The organism is Pseudomonas sp. FSL R10-1350 (assembly GCF_009600525.1).
Classification (GTDB): Bacteria; Pseudomonadota; Gammaproteobacteria; order Pseudomonadales; family Pseudomonadaceae; genus Aquipseudomonas; species Aquipseudomonas helleri.
In genome coordinates, this window is the sequence record NZ_WIVR01000030.1 from 25,874 (window position 1) to 44,468 (window position 18,595).

Annotated in this window: 12 protein-coding genes; 9 read left to right on the forward strand and 3 right to left on the reverse strand. The window is 54.2% G+C overall.

Annotated features, from left to right (window positions below; all coding sequences use genetic code 11):
* Window positions 1–217: 217 nt before the first annotated feature.
* The 6 genes from GHO25_RS14720 to GHO25_RS14745 all read left to right on the forward strand — a co-directional run bounded on the left by GHO25_RS14720 (window position 218) and on the right by GHO25_RS14745 (window position 5,385).
* The gene (locus tag GHO25_RS14720) at window positions 218–487 is read left to right on the forward strand and encodes a short-chain dehydrogenase (protein ID WP_153391094.1); all 270 of its coding nucleotides are present in this window, start codon (window positions 218–220) and stop codon (window positions 485–487) included.
* Window positions 488–989: 502 nt separating this feature from the next.
* A complete protein-coding gene (locus GHO25_RS14725; RefSeq protein ID WP_178110097.1) occupies window positions 990–1,889 on the forward strand; it encodes an FkbM family methyltransferase in 900 nt (299 codons plus the stop codon).
* Window positions 1,890–1,917: 28 nt separating this feature from the next.
* The gene (locus GHO25_RS14730; protein WP_153391096.1) at window positions 1,918–2,517 is read left to right on the forward strand and encodes an ATP-dependent Clp protease proteolytic subunit; all 600 of its coding nucleotides are present in this window, start codon (window positions 1,918–1,920) and stop codon (window positions 2,515–2,517) included.
* Window positions 2,501–3,427 carry an acetamidase/formamidase family protein gene (locus GHO25_RS14735; RefSeq protein ID WP_153329516.1) on the forward strand — a complete coding sequence of 309 codons (927 nt, stop codon included), beginning with the start codon at window positions 2,501–2,503 and terminating at the stop codon, window positions 3,425–3,427. The genes GHO25_RS14730 and GHO25_RS14735 overlap by 17 nt, the downstream gene beginning before the upstream one ends.
* Window positions 3,428–3,440: 13 nt before the next feature.
* Entirely contained in the window at window positions 3,441–4,451 is a 1,011-nt protein-coding gene (locus GHO25_RS14740) for an HEXXH motif-containing putative peptide modification protein (protein WP_153391097.1), read from the forward strand.
* Entirely contained in the window at window positions 4,435–5,385 is a 951-nt protein-coding gene (locus tag GHO25_RS14745; RefSeq protein WP_153391098.1) for a hypothetical protein, read from the forward strand. The genes GHO25_RS14740 and GHO25_RS14745 overlap by 17 nt, the downstream gene beginning before the upstream one ends.
* A 106-nt stretch (window positions 5,386–5,491) precedes the next feature.
* Here the strand turns inward: GHO25_RS14745 and GHO25_RS14750 are convergent, their stop codons facing one another.
* Together GHO25_RS14750 and bglX are read right to left on the reverse strand one after the other, a co-directional pair.
* Window positions 5,492–8,365, reverse strand: a complete 2,874-nt coding sequence (locus GHO25_RS14750) for a ribonucleoside-diphosphate reductase subunit alpha (RefSeq protein ID WP_048370638.1) — start codon at window positions 8,363–8,365, stop codon at window positions 5,492–5,494.
* A gap of 697 nt (window positions 8,366–9,062) precedes the next feature.
* Window positions 9,063–11,354, reverse strand: coding sequence for a beta-glucosidase BglX (gene bglX, locus GHO25_RS14755; protein WP_153391099.1), 2,292 nt, complete (start codon window positions 11,352–11,354; stop codon window positions 9,063–9,065).
* A gap of 264 nt (window positions 11,355–11,618) precedes the next feature.
* Here bglX and GHO25_RS14760 point away from each other — a divergent pair, with 264 nt between their 5' ends.
* From GHO25_RS14760 to GHO25_RS14770, 3 genes are all read left to right on the forward strand, one after another.
* Window positions 11,619–12,227: a LemA family protein gene (locus GHO25_RS14760; protein ID WP_048370634.1), complete on the forward strand. Its 609-nt coding sequence runs from the start codon at window positions 11,619–11,621 to the stop codon at window positions 12,225–12,227.
* Window positions 12,228–12,341: 114 nt separating this feature from the next.
* Entirely contained in the window at window positions 12,342–13,085 is a 744-nt protein-coding gene (locus GHO25_RS26755) for a YgcG family protein (RefSeq protein ID WP_153338291.1), read from the forward strand.
* A 27-nt stretch (window positions 13,086–13,112) separates the two neighbouring features.
* Window positions 13,113–13,727 (forward strand): TPM domain-containing protein, encoded by a 615-nt coding sequence (locus tag GHO25_RS14770; RefSeq protein ID WP_153391100.1) that lies wholly within the window; start codon window positions 13,113–13,115, stop codon window positions 13,725–13,727.
* Between the two features lie 30 nt (window positions 13,728–13,757).
* Here the strand turns inward: GHO25_RS14770 and GHO25_RS14775 are convergent, their stop codons facing one another.
* On the reverse strand, window positions 13,758–18,509 hold the full coding sequence (locus tag GHO25_RS14775; RefSeq protein WP_153391101.1) for a dermonecrotic toxin domain-containing protein: 4,752 nt from the start codon (window positions 18,507–18,509) through the stop codon (window positions 13,758–13,760).
* Between the last annotated feature and the right edge of the window lie 86 nt (window positions 18,510–18,595).

The following is an 18,595-nucleotide window of genomic DNA, read 5'->3' on the forward strand; positions in this document are numbered from 1 at the left end:
GCGACTTGGGAATGAACAATGGTTGCGTGTAGTTGTTGTGATATATGGCAGAGCGTGTATTTTGCATCGCGCTGCTTTATGGCAGCTGTGCGTGGGAGATCTTTGGATCTGCCGGTATTCCTTGTTCTACCGGTTCGCCAACCTGCGTACAGCTGCCACCTACCTTTGTTTGGCGACGAATGTGGATGGCTCCAATCAGCAACAAGGAGCTTTACTCATGACTGCATCCCCCTACATCCCGTTAACCGCGATCGACTGCACCATTCCCGCCTTACTGATTGACCGCAACGCGCCGCTGGATGTGTTGCATGCTAACGCCATGGCCCGTGTGCTGGCGGTTACCCAATTGATGGAAACCTTTTCCTGCCGCGAGATAGAGCAGGCCGACGCGGTCGACCTCAAACACCTGGCAACCACGGCCATGCTGTTGCTGCGTGATGGCTGCGACCTGATGAATGTGGTGAGCTGGCGTTTGCAGCCCGGCTGAACAAAAGGCTGTGTAAATACCATCGCAGTAGCTCGGCTCTTGTACGTTTAATAAAAGATTTCATAAAGAGTTGTATTAAAGGCAAGAGCTATAAGGGTTTAGGGTGATGGTTAACTATATTTCATGAGGGGGGTGAGATTTTTCTGTAAGAAATTTAACTTCTGTCTTGAAGTTTAGTGGGTAAGTGTGAGTGTAGGAAATGTCTGAAATTGATCGTGATATTTTGACCTTGCTTGCATAGTGAGTTATAGCTTTATTTGTAATTTGCGTAAATGTACCGCTGCATAACTAAAATTTATGAGGTGCGTTATGGCTAGCAAATGTAAAAGCAAAAAAGTACCCGCTGTTCAAGAAATTGACCTGAAAAAAATATTTGGGTTGAATGGGAAAAATGGAAAGGTCGTTCTGGCAGTGACAAATTAGGACAAGTCCTTCTCATGGTTTGCAGGCGTGTCTTTTATGAGGCAGGCACGCCTGCATGTTTCCGTATATGAGGCTCTTTATGAAATTTCCGTTTGACCTGTCCGCAAACAAGATAAAAATAATTGACGTAGGTGCCCGTGCTGTTCCGGAGGGGTTTCATTATGAGGCGTTAGTAGATAGTAATGCCTGTGTCGTAACGGCAGTGGAGCCGGATGCTAAGGCTAATAAGTGGTTGACGAATAGAGCAATCGATAAGATCCACAATGTGGCGATCGGCGATGGGGGTGTCCATGAGATGCATGTCTGTCAATTAGCCTCGTGTTCATCGATGTTGGCTCCCAATAAAGCATGTCTGGAGTTCTATTCCGGCATGGAGTTTTTTTATAGGGTTGAGAAGGTAAACGCTATTAAGACCTATGGGTTCGATGTTGTGTTCTCTGATGCACATTTCGATTATCTTGATATCGATGTGCAAGGGTATGAGTTGGAAGTCTTAAAGTCAGGAGGTAGAAATATAAAAAATCTCTTGGGTATACATATAGAAGTTTCTTTTGTAGAAAAATATGTAGGGCAGCCTTTGTTTCGTGATGTAGATGTTTTTTTAGCTGAGCGCGACTTCACGTTTCACTGTTTTACCGGCTACGGTACTCGATCACCTCGTGGCGTGAAAGTAGACGGCAGTTCGGTAAATGGGATCAATCAATGGTTATGGGCTGATGCATTTTATTTTCATCGGCTCGATGATAATGAATTTTGGGGTGTTTCGAATCGTCTGGTTAAGTTGGCCTGTATTTTTCATTGTGTTTACAAGTCGTATGACTTTGCCGTGCATGCATTAAAGCGCTGCGATCAGTTGGGCGGGAGCGTTTATTGTCATGAGTATGTGCGTTACTTGCAGGAGAAGGGTGTTGATGTTGAGGAGGGGGAAGACAGTGAATGGATAATGGAAGGCATGATTAAAAAATTGAGTCTTATCTGACAGTGATTTTCCTGAGAGGTCATGTGTGATGCCCCATTTAAGTGAGAAGAAGGATCGTGAGTCGGGAGGGATGGATTCGTTAAGTTTCAAGTTGTTAGACAGCACGATTGCGGCAAGAAAAATATTTATTACAGGAGAGATCAATACAAAAATGGCCAAGGATGCCGTGCAGCAACTGCATGCGCTTGCCTATATGAGTGATGAGCCAATTATTGTTTTTATTAGCTCGCCTGGGGGGCATGTAGAGTCAGGGGATATGATATTTGATGCGATACGCTTTATTAAGCCGGTGGTCATCACCATTGGCTCGGGCTGGGTGGCAAGTGCGGGTGCACTTATCTATGTCGCTGCGGATAAAGAAAATCGTTATTCATTGCCCAATACCCGTTTTTTACTTCATCAACCCTCGGGTGGTTTTCAAGGTAAAGCGATGGATTTTGACGCGTATGCAAAAGAAATTATAGAGATGAAAGAAAGACTTAACAGGATTTTTTCTGATGCGACAGGGCAGCCTATTGAAAAAGTCAGAATCGATACGGATAAAGATTTTTGGCTGAGTGCAGAAGAGGCTGTTGAATATGGGCTCGTACACTCAATTGTCGTAAAGGAAAATGAAATTCATAAGTGAAGTAGAGGATCTGCCACGGCAGAAAAAATATTATCAGTCGTTTTCAGGGCGAGAGAGTGATTTCTATTCTTTGAAACCAGGCAGTGCGTACGCGACGAGAACGATTGATAACTTAGGGTTTGATGAGTGCCTGGATCGTGTCAGCACTTACTTTAATCCGTTGTCAGGTCCGTATTTCTTAGAGGGAAGCAAGTGTGGTGATGTGCTTGCCATAACAGTCTTGGATATCCGAATTACTCGGAATGTTGGGTTGTCTTCGCAAGGCATATTGCCAGAATTTATAAATGAAAAATACAGCCAGCCTGTGGTGGGAGAGGAGGTCGTTTGTTGGCAGATTACTGGAGATCGTGGCATTCCTGTGAGCCAAAGCGACACAGGGTTGAACCTGCTTTCAGTCAGGCAGGAGTTGATGATCGGGTGTATTCGTTGCTCTGACCCAGTGGGCAAGGGGGAGGGTTTGTCATCGATTGACGCTGATGAATATGGCGGCAACGTCGACTGCACCTTTTTTAAAAAGGGAGCCACCCTGTTTTTACCTGTTGCCCATGACAACGCGTTCTTTTATATGGGAGATATTCATTTTAATCAGTGTGTGGGTGAGGTGGGCGGCTCGGGTATTGAAGTGTCCGGTGAAATTGTATTTTCTGTAGATAAATGCAGTCAACCGCTGCACAGTTGCTTGCATATTAATGTGGGGGGCTTCGTTTATTTTATGGGCGTGAACGAAGATTTTAATGCCAGTGTTCGTCTTGCCTATGGATATGCATTTGAGGCGCTGCTCGGTAACGGTGTGGCAGAGTCTGTTGCCCGGCTGTTACTTGGGCATTGTGCTTCGCTGCACGTGATGAAATTGGGCGTCCCGAATGTTGTAGTGGTGGGTGTTGAATCGGCGTTTTTTATAAAAAAATAACGAGGTGTCCGCGATGTACACTATTAGTGCTGCTCCTGATGTGCTGGTGGCGACTACACTGTTCGAAAATGTTTCGGCGAGGTTGTGGGCAAGTTTTGAATATTTGTTGAGATCTATTGGTCAGGAAGACAGCCGTTTTTTTGGGTTGATTTCAGAGTATCGTAACTGCCCTAAAGCGCCTCCTTTCTTTTTTGCAGCCCATGAAACGTTGATAAGTTACTACGTGCGTGGAGAGGAGGTTAGCAAGAGTTTAAGTGAAAGGTTATTATGTTTTTCAAGTTGCGAACGCCACTCTAATCTGGAGGTGCTTCCCTTTTTAATGTCGTCGGGGTTGCAAAATGAAATATGCAATTCTGTCGTCTATTCAGATATTAGAAAGACTTATGAAGACGCGGATGCCAATGTTGCTTTGCCAAAGGAGATTGGTAGTGAGGGTGAATTTCTGGCATCCAGGCGTTTGATGATTCATGCGCTTGAAATTATTAGGTGTGCGGACGATGCGTTGTATGCTGAAATGGCGCAGGTCGTGGATGAGATTAGAATTTTTCAGTCTGGATATTGTCGGGCGGGAACTAATTTTAATGCCTTGGGTATGATTTATGTCGGGTCGTGTTCAGTGCACGATACTGTCTCTAGGTACATAGAGCACGTTGTTCACGAGTCAGCACACAATTTATTATATGCGCATTGGGTGCATGATCCGCTCTTTGAAAATCATAATGACAGATTGTATCCAACTCCCTTTCGTAAGCAGGCTAGACCACTCAGCGCTATTTATCATGCTGCCTTTGTGCTGGCGCGAACTATTTATGTGTTTGAAAGAATATATAAAGCTGATCCGGGTGCTTTGGATTTTAGTAAGGTGAGAACTAATTATAATGAGCGTGGTAATGATGCTTCATTTAAGGATAAGTTTTTTCAGGCGCTAGGGGTTGTCTATGAACATGCAGAGCTTACGGCTTATGGGAGGTCGTTAATTAAATCGTGTCAGGAAATGGTAGAAGGATGTGAAATTGCAATATAAAGGTGCCGCGGTGGGGGGCGTAGTCGCGTTGTTAGTGTTTTTGAGCGGCGATGCTTTTAGGATGATCTATTCGGCGTATTTCTTGTATCGTGAGATTGATCCGTTTGTCTTGATGTTTTGCTTCTCGTTGCTGTCATTGATTTCTTTGGCAGGTTTGATGCTGAGGGACTGGTTGCGCTCAGGCGTTAAATTCAGTTGTGTGGTGACTGATTTTAGACAGCGTGCAGGCTTTGTCCGTTGTGTCTATTTGTATGGATTAATAAATTTTTTTACGTTGCTAAGCTGGGCGTCTGGTTTTTGGGCTATTAAATATTTGCTTCCGGGGGCTTTTTCCTCAATTGCGGTCTCTGTGGGGGCGATAATATTGCCCTTTACGCAGGGTGTTCGGTTAAGTGTACTCAATATCTTGCTTTCGATTCTTGTCGTTTTAAGTGCCGTTTTTATAGCCAGTGCTGGAGGTGGTATTGCAGTCTCCGGAGCAAGTGGTTCCGGGGCTAGTATTAATGCTGGTATTGTCTTGTCTATATTGTGCGGTATAGCTATTTATATAAACACGCGCGTGTCAGCGAGGCTCGGTGTTCTCAAGCAGTCTCCAATAAAGGTTAATGCTTTACGGAGTATTTTGGTGGTGTTCTGCTGTTTTGGTCTGTGTCTAAAATTTGATTTGTTTTCAACGATCGAGGTCGCTTGGGTTGATGTGGTGTTGCTGTCGTCTTTTATGTTCTTGATTCAGGTTTCCCTGCAGTTCGCAATTGCGTGGTTAGGTGCATCGCTCACTACAATAGGTTTATCTGCAGCACCCGCGTTTGCGGTGCTTATCCAAAGTGTTTTTTTTAAAATAACAGTCGATAGCATCGTCGCTACGGTTATTTTTTTTAATGCCTGCGTGTTGATAGTTCTGACAGTTGAACAACGTAAGCGTGTAAGCCGTTAATAGCTTGGGTGATAGCCCCAAAAAACAAAACCCCCGCCAAACCCAACTGTTACCAGGGTTTAACGGGGGTTTTTAGTCAGGCGGTCAAGCCGCCTGGCCATTCAGCTTATTGGCAAGCTTCGCAATCCGGCTCGTCAATCGCGCAGGCTTTTGGCACGGGGGCCGGGCCAGCAGGCGCTGCTGCTACGTCTTCACTGTTTTTGCCGCTCGATACTGCGTTGAGCTTGCCCGTGTTAACGGTGGACTTCTCGGTGCTGGTCGCCGCCAGGGCACGGAGGTAGTAGGTGGTTTTCAAACCACGGTACCAGGCCATGCGGTAGGTGACGTCGAGTTTCTTGCCCGATGCGCCGGCGATGTACAGGTTCAGCGACTGAGCCTGGTCGATCCACTTCTGACGACGGCTGGCCGCGTCAACGATCCATTTGGTGTCAACTTCAAACGCGGTGGCATACAGCTCTTTGAGCTCTTGCGGGATACGTTCGATCTGCTGCACGGAACCGTCGTAGTACTTCAAGTCGTTGATCATGACCGAATCCCACAGACCGCGAGCCTTGAGGTCGCGAACCAGGTACGGGTTGATCACGGTGAATTCGCCCGACAGGTTGGATTTCACGTACAGGTTTTGATAGGTCGGTTCGATCGACTGTGACACGCCAGTGATGTTGGCGATGGTGGCGGTCGGTGCGATGGCCATGATGTTGGAGTTACGAATGCCTTTTTGTACACGGGCGCGAACCGGTGCCCAGTCCAGGGATTCGTTCAGGTCAACGTCGATGTACTTCTGGCCGCGCTGCTCGATCAGGATCTGTTGCGAATCCAGTGGCAACACGCCTTTGGACCACAGCGAACCCTGGAACGTCTCGTAAGCGCCACGCTCGTCAGCCAGGTCGCAGGACGCCTGGATCGCGTAGTAGCTGACCGCTTCCATCGACTTGTCGGCAAACTCAACAGCCGCTTGCGAGGCATAAGGGATGTGTTGCAGGTACAGCGCGTCCTGGAAGCCCATGATTCCCAAGCCTACCGGGCGGTGCTTGAAGTTCGAGTTGCGCGCTTGCGGCACCGAGTAGTAGTTGATGTCGATCACGTTGTCGAGCATGCGCACGGCGACGTCGATGGTGCGCTTGAGCTTGGCGGTGTCCAGCTTGCCGTCCACGATGTGGTTAGGCAGGTTGATCGAACCCAGGTTACATACAGCGATCTCGTCCTTGTTGGTGTTCAAGGTGATCTCGGTGCACAGGTTCGAGCTGTGAACCACGCCCACGTGCTGCTGCGGGCTGCGCAGGTTGCACGGGTCTTTGAAGGTCAGCCACGGGTGGCCGGTTTCGAACAGCATGGACAGCATTTTGCGCCACAGGTCTTTGGCCTGGATGGTCTTGAACAGTTTGACCTTGCCCGGGTACTCGGTCAGGGCTTCGTAGTACTCGTAACGCTCTTCGAAGGCCTTGCCGGTCAGGTCGTGCAGGTCCGGGACTTCGGACGGCGAGAACAGGGTCCACTTGCCGTCATCGAAGACGCGCTTCATGAACAGGTCAGGGATCCAGTTGGCGGTGTTCATGTCGTGGGTACGACGACGGTCATCACCGGTGTTCTTACGCAGCTCGATGAACTCTTCGATGTCCATGTGCCAGGTTTCCAGGTAGGCACAGACAGCGCCTTTGCGCTTGCCACCCTGGTTTACGGCGACGGCGGTGTCGTTCACAACCTTGAGGAACGGAACCACGCCCTGGGACTTGCCGTTGGTGCCTTTGATCCACGAACCCAAAGCACGGACCGGGGTCCAGTCGTTGCCCAGGCCGCCCGCGAATTTGGACAACATGGCGTTGTCGTGGATCGCGTGGTAGATGCCCGACAGGTCGTCCGGCACGGTGGTCAGGTAGCAGCTGGACAGCTGAGGACGCTGAGTACCGGCGTTGAACAGGGTCGGGGTCGAGGCCATGTAGTCGAACGACGACAACAGGTTGTAGAACTCGATGGCGCGGTCTTCTTTTTGCTTCTCTTCGATCGCCAGGCCCATGGCCACGCGCATAAAGAAGATCTGCGGCAGTTCGAAACGCACGCCATCCTTGTGGATGAAGTAACGGTCGTACAGGGTTTGCAGGCCCAGGTAGGTGAACTGCTGATCGCGCTCGTGGTTGATCGCCTTGCCCAGTTTTTCCAGGTCAAAGGTGGCCAGCACCGGGTTCAGCAGGTCGAACTCAATACCTTTGGCGATGTAAGCCGGCAGTGCCTTGGCGTACAGGTCAGCCATTTCGTGGTGGGTGGCGCTTTCGGCAACGTTCAGGAAGCCCAGGCCTTCACCGCGCAGGGTGTCCATCAGCAGGCGGGCGGTCACGAACGAGTAGTTGGGCTCACGCTCAACCAGGGTACGGGCGGTCATCACCAGGGCGGTGTTGACGTCACTCAGGGCCACGCCGTCGTAGAGGTTTTTCAGGGTTTCGCGCTGGATCAGGTCGCCGTCGACTTCTGCCAGGCCTTCGCAGGCTTCGCTGACGATGGTGTTCAGGCGGGCCATGTCCAGCGGCGCGAACGTGCCGTCGGCGCGGGTGATGCGGATGGTCGGGTGAGCAACCACGGCGCTTTCGGCCGGGGCGCGAGTGGCGCGTTCTTTGGCGCGCGAGTCGCGGTAGATCACGTAGTCACGCGCGACTTTTTGCTCGCCGGCGCGCATCAGGGCCAGTTCAACCTGGTCCTGGATTTCTTCGATGTGGATGGTGCCACCCGATGGCATGCGACGCTTGAAGGTCGCGGTGACTTGTTCGGTCAGGCGCGCAACGGTGTCGTGGATTCGTGACGAGGCAGCAGCATTGCCACCTTCAACTGCGAGAAACGCTTTGGTGATGGCGACGGTGATCTTGTCGTCGGTGTAAGGAACCACGGTTCCGTTACGTTTGATCACGCGCAATTGGCCTGGCGCGGTCGCAGACAGATCCAGATTTGAATCGGAACCCTGCGAGTTCTCGCGAGCTGTGTCGGTTTGCATGGGGGGGTGTCTCCACATTCTCTATGTTTATTTGGGCTCCTTTTGGGGGCCCACCGTTCCGTCCTGAAGCACTACAACCGATCATGAACCGGGCATAACAACCTCGGGACGTACAGAAAGGGGGGGTTAAGCCGCTTCCGTGCCGAAGTCTTGGTCTGTGCGTGCAGCCTCAAACCGTATTCCTCGTGGGTGACAGTATTTTTACTGCAACACCCGGGCCGCTTTCCTGCTGTGGAGCCGGAAAACGGTTGCCATCCGCATGAGCGGTTTGGACTTTGAGAACTGCGTTTGGTTTAACCCGACAGGCGCGAGAAAAGGGCTTGAAATTCTCGTCTGAGTTGTGTTGGGTTATTGGCCTAAAACCCTATATGTAGGTGTTTTTGGCGCGACAGATACAAGATATGCGTTTTAGTGGCGCTGTGCAATGTACGACCTGTGGATAACTCTGTGCGTAAAGTGTGTATGAAGGGTTGATAAACCATGTAGGCCGCATAGACGCTGGATTGAACCGCTTGTCACTGAATTTTTCAGCACCCAATCGAGCCGTCTGAATTTTGAGGGCGCGAACCCTACCACAAAAAACAGCCCTGTCCGAACGCATTTTCAGGCGGGCGCAAAGATCATAAAGGTCAAGCACAAAATGCTCGAAAGAGGGGCCGAAAAGGCCCTTGCAGACCTTTTCGGTTATTGCGCGTGGTTACAACAATTCGAAGCTGTTTTGCTGCACGTTTTGTGAGTCGAGGCCGATTTGCACGTCGAACTCGCCCGGCTCGGCGGCGTACTTCAATTGCGCGTTGTAAAACTTCAGGTCGTCTTCGCTGAGGGTAAAGCGCACCACTTTCTGCTCGCCTGCCTTGAGCATAACTTTTTCGAAGTTCTTCAGCTCCTTGACCGGGCGGGCCATGGAGGCGGTGACGTCACGCAGGTACAACTGCACCACCGTCTCGCCATCGCGCTTGCCGGTGTTTTTGACGGTGACGCTGGCGGTGAGAGTGCCCCCGGGCTTCAACGTTTTCGACGACAGCGTAACCGGCGACAGGCTGAAGTCGGTATAGCTCAGGCCATAGCCGAACGGGTACAGCGGTGAGTTCTCGGCGTCGAAGTACTGCGAGGTGTAGTTGCCCGGCTTGCCCGGCGTAAAGGGCCGTCCAATGCTCAGGTGGCTGTAGTAGCTAGGAATCTGGCCAACAGAGCGTGGGAAGGTGATCGGCAGCTTGCCAGACGGGTTGTAGTCACCGAACAGCACGTCGGCAATGGCATTACCGCCTTCGGTGCCGCTGAACCAGGTTTCCAGCACCGCATCGGCGTGCGCCTGTTCCTGCTCGATCGACAGCGGGCGGCCGTTCATCAGCACCAGTACCAAAGGTTTGCCGGTGGCTTTAAGTGCGCTGATCAAGGCGCGTTGGCTATCGGGAATGTCCAGCGAGGTGCGGCTCGATGACTCGTGGGACATGCCGCGCGACTCACCCACCACGGCGACGACCACATCAGCGTGCTGCGCGGCTTTGACCGCTTCGTCGATCATTGTTTGGGCCGGGCGTGGGTCGTCTTTGACGTCGATCCCGCCGGTGTTGATGTGGTTCAGGTACTCGGCGATTTTTGGATCGTCGGAGATGTTCGCGCCCCGCGCATAGGTGACTGAACCTTGCTGGCCCATGGCTTTTTGCAGGCCCTCATACACTGTCACCGATTGTGCAGGCACCCCGGCGCCGGACCAACTGCCCAGCATGTCGACCTTGGAGTTGGCCAGCGGGCCAACCAGAGCAATACGCGTCTGCTTTTTGAGCGGCAGGGTCTGGTTGTTGTTTTTCAGCAGCACCAGGCTCTTGCGTGCCACGTCGCGGGCCTCCTGGCGGTGCAGGCGGTTTTCGGCGTTGGTGTCGGCCGGGTCATCTTCGGCCTTGCCGATGCGCAGGTACGGGTCGGCAAACAGGCCCATGTCGTATTTGGCCCCGAGCACTTCACGCACGGCATTGTCCAGATCGCTCTGCGGCACTTCGCCCGACTTCAGCAGGCCCGGCAACTCTTCGCCGTAGGCCTTGTCGTTCATGCTCATGTCGATACCGGCCTTGATCGCCAGCTTGGCAGCTTCGCGGTTGTCTTTGGCTACGCCATGCTTGATCAACTCGATAATCGCGCCGTGGTCGCTGATGGCCACGCCTTTAAAGCCCCAGTCTTTACGCAGCAGGTCTTGCATCAGCCACATGTTGGAGGTGGCCGGCACGCCGTTGATCGAGTTGAGCGCCACCATCACCCCGCCAGCCCCGGCCTTGATCGCGGCATGATAGGGCGGCAGGTAGTCCTGGAACATGCGTGTCGGGCTCATGTCGACGATGTTGTAGTCCCGTCCGCCTTCAACAGCGCCGTACAGTGCGAAGTGTTTAACGCTGGCCATGATGTTGCCGGGCAAGGCGGGGGAGAGGCCCTGATAAGCCTTGACCATGACGTCAGCGATGCGCGAGACCAGATAAGTGTCTTCGCCAAAGCCTTCCGAGGTCCGGCCCCAGCGCGGGTCGCGGGCTATATCGACCATCGGCGCAAAGGTCATGTCGATGCCGTCTGCGCTGGCTTCCTGGGCAGAAACACGCCCGCTCTGGGCTATGGCGTCCATGTCCCAGCTGGCCGCCAGGCCCAGGCTGATCGGGAAAATCGTGCGATGGCCGTGAATCACGTCGTAGGCAAAAAACATCGGGATCTTCAGGCGGCTGCGCATGGCGGCGTCTTGCATGGGCCGGTTTTCGTCGCGGGTCACCGAGTTGAAAGTGCCGCCGATGTGCCCGGCCGCGATTTCCTTGCGGATCAGTTCGCGCGGCATGTCGGTGGCGATGCTGATGAGGCGCAACTGGCCGATTTTTTCGGCTTCAGTCATCTGCTTCATCAGGTCTGCGACAAAAACGTCTTTGGGCGGGAGCGGCGCTGTCGGGGTTTGGGCCCATACCGAAGGACTGGCCAGGCTGATGGCCAGGCCCAGCAAACACAGGTTTCTCATGAGATTCTTCTACGCGGCCGCTCGGTGAACGCGAAGGGAGGCCCGCGCTTTCGTAGCGATATTGTTCTGGGAAAGGCGCATGAGCTACTCAACTTAAGGAAATATCCTATCGTTAAAGTGAGTATTCCTGCGCAGGATGCAGTCTTTTAGCTGATTCGCCGTGCGCAATCCAGTGGTGCCGGGAGATATTGGCGCGCGGTCAGGGAGTTTTAAGCGGGTTGGCGGGTCAATGAACGCAATGGAATTAAAACGGAGTGTCGATGCATGCACATACAGAGCGTAAAACGGATGGGCTGGAAGGTTGTCGCATTGCTGGCCCTCAGCAGCGTGCTGGCGGGGTGCGGGATCAACACCATCCCGACGCTGGATGAGCAGGTCAAGGCGGCCTGGTCGCAAGTGCAGAACCAGTACCAGCGGCGTGCCGACTTGATCCCCAACCTGGTCGAGACGGTCAAGGGTGCGGCCAAGCAAGAACAGGCGACCCTCACGGCAGTGATTGAGGCGCGGGCCAAGGCCACCTCGATTCAGGTCGATGCCAGCACCCTGGACAACCCGGAAAAACTCAAGCAGTTCCAGGATGCGCAGAACCAGCTGACCGGGGCCTTGAGCCGTTTGATGGTGGTGTCTGAGCGTTACCCGGACCTCAAGTCCAACCAGAACTTCCTGTCGTTGCAGTCGCAACTTGAGGGCACCGAAAATCGCATCAGCGTGGCCCGTCGGGACTTTATTCTCGCGGTTGAACGCTACAACACTGAGATTCGCACCTTCCCCGGTCGCCTGTGGCATGCAGTGATGTACAGCGACTTGCCGGTGCGTGCGACCTTCGAAGCCACCACCCCGAATGCCGACAAAGCCCCCGAGGTGAAGTTCTAACAGCTTGCCCCCCTACTGTAGGAGCGAGCTTGCCTCGCGATCTTGTGCTTTTAAAGATCAAAAGATCGCGAGGCAAGCTCGCTCCTACCGTATCAATAACCACACGAGGTGCTGATGCGCGTATCAAAACTGGGCGTGGGCCTGCTGCTTTGGCTATTTATAGCCAGCGCACAGGCGCTGACTTTTCCGACACTGAGTGGGCGGGTGGTGGACGATGGCCAAATGCTCGACCCCGCCACGCGTCAACAACTGACACAGACCCTCGAAGCCCACGAAAAAGCCACCGGCGAGCAAGTGGTGGTGGTCACAGTGCCGAACCTGCAAGGCGAACCCATTGAAGACTTCGGCTACCAATTGGGGCGCGCCTGGGGCATAGGCAAAAAGGATGAAAACAACGGCGCGTTGCTGATCGTCGCCCGGGATGACCGTAAACTGCGCATCGAAGTCGGCTACGGCCTGGAAGACCGCCTCACCGATGCGCAAGCGTCGGTCATCATCAACCAGGTGATCACCCCGGCGTTTAAAGCCGGACAGTTCAGCCAGGGCATCAGCGACGGCGTGGCGGCCATGCTTCAGGTGCTGGGCGGTGCGCCGCTGGCTGAGCCTGCCTACGCCAGCGGGCAGGGCGGTGGTGATGACTTTTTGGCTGAGCATCCCGGCGTGGTGCTGCTGTTGTTTTTAGCGTTCGTCGTGGTGGTCGCCGCCTGCCAGTTCTATGGCATTTGCAACTCCGGTGGAGGTGGCGGCTCGCGCTCCGGCGGCTTTGGCGGCGGTGGCTTTGGACGTGGCGGTGGCGGCGGTGGTTTTCGAGGAGGCGGCGGCAGTTTTGGTGGCGGCGGCGCTTCGGGCGGCTGGTAATTCATTTTTAAACGGGCATCGACACTTATGGCTTTACTCACGCAAGAGCAAAAACGGCAGGTTGAAGAGGCCGTGACCCGCGCCGAACAGCGCACCGACGCCGAAATCGTCACCGTGCTCGCACCGCGCGCCGACGATTACAGCTACATCCCCTTACTCTGGGCCAGCTTGATCGCCCTGGTGGTACCGGCGCTGGTGCACTTTATAGACAGCGACATGACGATCTACACATTGCTCATGCTGCAATGGGCCACTTTTGTCTTCCTCAGTTTGATCTTCCGTATCCCGGTGCTGACCACCTTTTTAATCCCGGCGCGGGTTCGCCACTGGCGGGCCAGCAACCTGGCGCGGCGCCAGTTTCTCGAACAAAAACTGCACCACACCCAAGACCGCACCGGGGTGCTGATTTTTGTCAGTGAAGCCGAGCGCTACGTCGAGATCATCGTCGACGAAGGCATCTCCCAGCGCCTGGACAACAGCGATTGGGGCAACATCGTCAGCGATTTTGTACGCCGCGTTGCACTGGGGCACACCGCAGAAGGCTTTATCGCCTGCATCGACGCCAGTGCCGAACTGCTTGAAAAACACGTACCCAAAACCGCTACGCGTAATCAATTGCCGAATCGGTTAGTGGTGTTGTAACCGTTTGAAGGCGCCTGTATGGCGCCTTCATCACACTGACTGGACCGCCAGGAACAGTTTTTCTGCAAGCGCCAGGGTGATCTTGCTGCGGTAAATCTGAATCACATCGGAGGTTGAGCCCGCTTGGGCATACAAGGCCTGAGCACTCATGAACCGATGCGCCTCTGTTTTCAAGTGTGCGGCGGTAAAGGCTGCGGGCGCTGCATCCGGCGAGCTGTAATGAAAATGCGCGTACCACAAAGCTTTGCCATCGCGACTGCGGACCTCATATTCCTGCACGTAATCCTTTCTTGGCCCGCTCATCGGGCGACGTTTGCCCAGTCGCACAATCTCCACCTGGTCATGGGTCTTGAGGTAGTCGATATTCGCCGCGGTGGGGGGCAAGTCGGTAATCAGGCTGATTCGCAAGCGTTTACCTTCCGCACGCAGCCGTACTGAATTGAGCTCTAGCTGAGCGATCAACCCATTGGCGATGCCCCTTTGACTGCGTGTCAGAGGTTCGACGTCCGGGCCTTCAGCGGCGAGTAGAACTTGCATTTGCCTGGCCGTTTCGTCCAGGGACTGGCTTTTGAACTCCAGTATTTCTTCGATTTCTACCGGGATTTTCGACGTTTTGGCGAACGCGCGTGTCTGTTGAATGCTGGCCTCGACCCTGCCCAGCAGTTTGACGGCGTCGGCCTCCAGCCTGGCAAGGGATTTGGCATGGGATACCACAGTGGGGGTGGCGGGCCTGAGGTTTTCGATTTGCTCCCATTCATCGCTCGCACCACGCCGGTAAGAACTGACTTTCATCTGGCTGAAGGCATCCACCACATCGACAATTTCAGTGGGGTCGTCAGGGCTGCGATTACGGACCACGCCCACCAGAACTTGTTTGTCGGTGGTCTTGAAGACTTTTTGTCGGGGCGCGCCGGTTTTTGTTTTGGCGGGCGGCAGCGCTGTTTTCCAGCTGGGGCCGGGCTGCGGCTCATCAGACTCGGAGCTTGAGCTTTCTGACTCCCATATCACCTTCGACAATTGCATTTCGGCAAACGACTGCAGCGGTTTGATGGCTGCCAGTAAAGAGGGCAGGTATTCATTGCGAAAATGTTCCGACTTGAGAGTGATCAAGTTTTCGCAGGTGGCTGTTAAACCCTGGTAGAGGGTGATGGCCGACTCGTAAAATTCAATGTGCTCGACACCGATCTGCCCTTCCTGGAGGCGCAGTCTTAACTGCGACCAGCCCATATTGACGAAGACATCGGTGTTGAGGTGGTTGAAAGCGTGCAGTTCTTCGGCGTTGAGGTCGCTGGCCGCCCGGTTCAAGACCAGTTCCTGCAGCGTTTCCATATAGATGACTGCCCAGTGGCGGTCGAAAAAATGTTTATCTTTTTTCAGGAACAGGTCTGCCAGCGGTGAGTCGCGCGGTATGGGCAACTTGCTGGTCTCCAAAATCCCTTCAGATTCCATTAATGCGATATCAAATGCTTTGCGTTCGAGCACCTCAGCTTTTTTAAGGTGTTCGACGAGTTCGAGGTAAGGCTGCTGATTGTCGGCACCCAATTGGTTTATGGCAACGCTCAGGCGGATTTTGAATTCTGCACTGAACGCTGTGAGGGGCAGGTCCTTGCGCTGCTCTTCAAGGTGGTTTTGCATTTTGAATAGTTTGAGGGTCAGTTCTGCCCACAACGCCTGCATTTTTGCCTCAAAGGAGGGAACGGGGGTTATATCGTTCATCTTTTGTACAGTTTTGATCAGCGCGCGGGCACTGATGCTCCATTGAGTAAATTCTGTTTCATAACGCTCGAAGAAGGTTGCTTCGCGCCCGCTGGGCGCCGCCATGAGTGTTTCGGTGAGCGTCAGTACTCGATCACGGGCCAGCTTTTCAGTCATCAACCGTGTTTCTTCGGCGACTAACTGTGTCAGCGCCTGTTTTTTTTCTTCGCGCATTTGTGCAATGCGCTTTTTAGGCCCGCCACCGCGCAGCCTCAGACGCAGGTCGAAGTCCCAATGTCCGGTGTCATCGCTCATCAACCAGGGCCCCAAACGGGTCGGTTGTTTGGCGTCCTGAATGACTACGCCATCATCCTGACGGCTGATGCGATAGGTTTTTTTATCGATGACGGCGTATGTGTTGCCCTGAAAGTTGATCAGGCCTTTTAACGGCCCGACTTCAATGGGCGTGCCGCTGCTTATATCGAGATCGGTGATGAAGGTGTCCAGGGCTGCCCGCTGACGGGTTGATGGGCGGGGTTGGCCGTTGAACCACGAAAAATCCAGTGTTGAGTAGGCCCTGGCGGCCTGAGCATCCGGGTCCGGGCCGGTTTTACGGCTCACGGCCTGTGCTGGCGAACTGGCTGCCGGGAGTTTTGGGGAGGAATGAGTTGGCAGCTCCAGCGGTGCTGGCATGGGCAGGTCGGCAGGCGCTTGCAGGCGTGAGTGCACATTGAGGGCTGCGTGAAAACTCAGCCCCTCGTATAGCAGCGCCTGGCTCAGATTGAGCAGCAGGCTGATCACGCTTTGTTTGGCCGCCTCGGGGTCGCTTTCGATTCGGGCTTGCAGCGTTTCGTCGATGCTGATCAGGGTCTGGAAAACCCAGGCGGCTTTTTGCAACGGGCCGCTGACAAAAAACGTCAGGCCGTTGAACAGCATCCAGGCGTAGCGCTTGAACAGAATCCAGCGCCGCTCGGAACTGGACACAGTCTGTTTGTCCGACAGCGTGATCAGGGCCTCTATATGGCTGTCGAAAGCATACGCCAGCGCATCGTCCTGAATGATCAGATCCGCCAGTTGGGCAGGGCTTATGGGCAGCAGCGCCAGCAACCCGGCATTAACCACGCTTTCGAGGTGCGGACGTTCAAAGCCACCATCGGCGTAATAACTGCGCACCGAATCGGGCAGCCAGGCCACGACCAGGTCCTGAAGTTCGCCGGGTTGCTGGATAGCCTTCATCAGGGCCTCGCGGTCAGCAAATTCGAGCAGTGAATCAGTGGCGAAAGGGCGGTAGAGCACTAAGGGCCCGCTGCTCAGGTCTCTGGGACCGAGCACAAACATGTTGCCCACGATGTTGGCGGAGGCGCCGTCATATAAGGTGAAAGCCAGTGGCCGAATGCAGTCCTGACTATTCAGGGGCACGGCACTAGACCTCATCAGGCGTGCGACGAGCTGCCAGCCCGCCTCTGTGAAGCCGAACCTGTCGCGGATTTTATGCTCCAGCGCCAGCAGTGGCAGTTGCGCCTGCAACTGGGATTTGAACAGCGCCTTGCGCTTCGTCACTTGCTCGGCATCGTCCACCAGATTGGCTTTAAGCAGGCTGATGTACAGCGAGCCGATGTCGATTTCTTCCAGCAAATTTTTGATATAGCTGGCGTTCAGCCAAGTGGGCAGAGGCAGGCCGCTGCGCTCTTTAACCTGGATAAACGCCGCCGGTTTACCGCCCACGTAGGTCAGTGAAAACTCGGTCAGCGGCATGACGTCTTCTGTCAGCCAGGCCATTTGCAGGTCCTGGATGGCAATGTCATGGATGTCGATCCGGGCCGCGTCCACCGGGTCGTCCGGGTGATCTTGCTGCATTCGGGCATTGAGGGTTTGCAGAGCGAAATCCAGCAGCGTGGGAATGTCATCGAGGAAGGTTTTGCCCTCTGCACTCTGTTGTTGCGCCACTTGATTGGCCAGCAGGCGGCTGTAGGCGCGAATGTCTGCGCGTGCAGCGGTGGTCAACCATTGAGGGAGTTTGCTGACCAGTTGCTCAAAATCTTTGGATTCCTGGGCGCTGAAAAAATGAAACATCAACGCCTCTTCATCCAGCGCCAATGCCAGTCGGCCAGCGCTCCAGCGTTCAGCCCGGGCGGTTTGGCCCAGGGCAGTGAGCGTGCGCAGGGTTTTGTCGAGCAGGGTTTGGGCCAATGCCTGAAAAAAATGGCCTTCGGGCTCATACGCGCTCCAGACCACCGGGCTGTCATCTGCCAGGCCCGGTATGCGTTGGGGCAGTGTCTGGGCGAAGTCCTGCAGTGAATCAAACAGCTCTATGCCGTCGGCCAGTGACCAGGCCATGACGATCAGGCGCTCACCGATGCTGCGGGTAATCAGTGCCAGCCCCGGGATCTGCAAGCGCCGCGGGCCTTGGGCATCGGTGGTGTCGATGTTGACCAGATAAGCGTGCAGCGGGGTTTCCATCGTGAGCTTCAATCGCTGCTCTTTGTCCGCGAAGCCTGACAAGGCGCCCAGCCCGGCTGACTGTTCCTGAGTCAATGCGGGCTGGCGATGGGTGTCGTTGTGGGTGGCGCTCAAGCCGACTTGCAGCACCCGGCTCAACCATAGCCAGGGGCTGACACCGGCGGGTGAGGGGGTGCTCCAGAAATGGATCAAGGCTTGGGCGAAAACATCGATCACCTGAGGTGCCCACTCATTGAGCAGCTTCTCAAGGGTTGCCATGCTCACGCTCAAGGGCGCGGGATTTTCGACTTTCTGATCAATGGTGAGGCGGTGTCTGTCCGCTGACAGGTTGAGTGTGCGCTGATCGATAAAACCTTGAATCAGCAGGGTCGATGGCGCGATCAGTCGCCAGGTGCTGGGTGGATCGGGTGCCGGGGCGGGTTGAGCATCGGCCGAGGGCAGTGATTGGCTAATGTGCGCGTGTGACACATCGGCCTTGAGCCCGGGGTATGCCTCCAGCATGGCCTGCTTGAAGGCTTCGGCGACCACGTTTTTAAAGGTTGGGCGCGGTAAAAACTGGTCTTGAGGGAAGCTGCCAAGGGCGACAAAACGCGCCAGGAAATCGGGTGTCGATGAGAGTGTTTTCATGAGGTGCCATTGCGTCAGGGATCAAAAAACAAGGCTTCTGCGCCGGGATTTATCCGGCGAAGATCGAGGCCTTGATTTAACGCAAT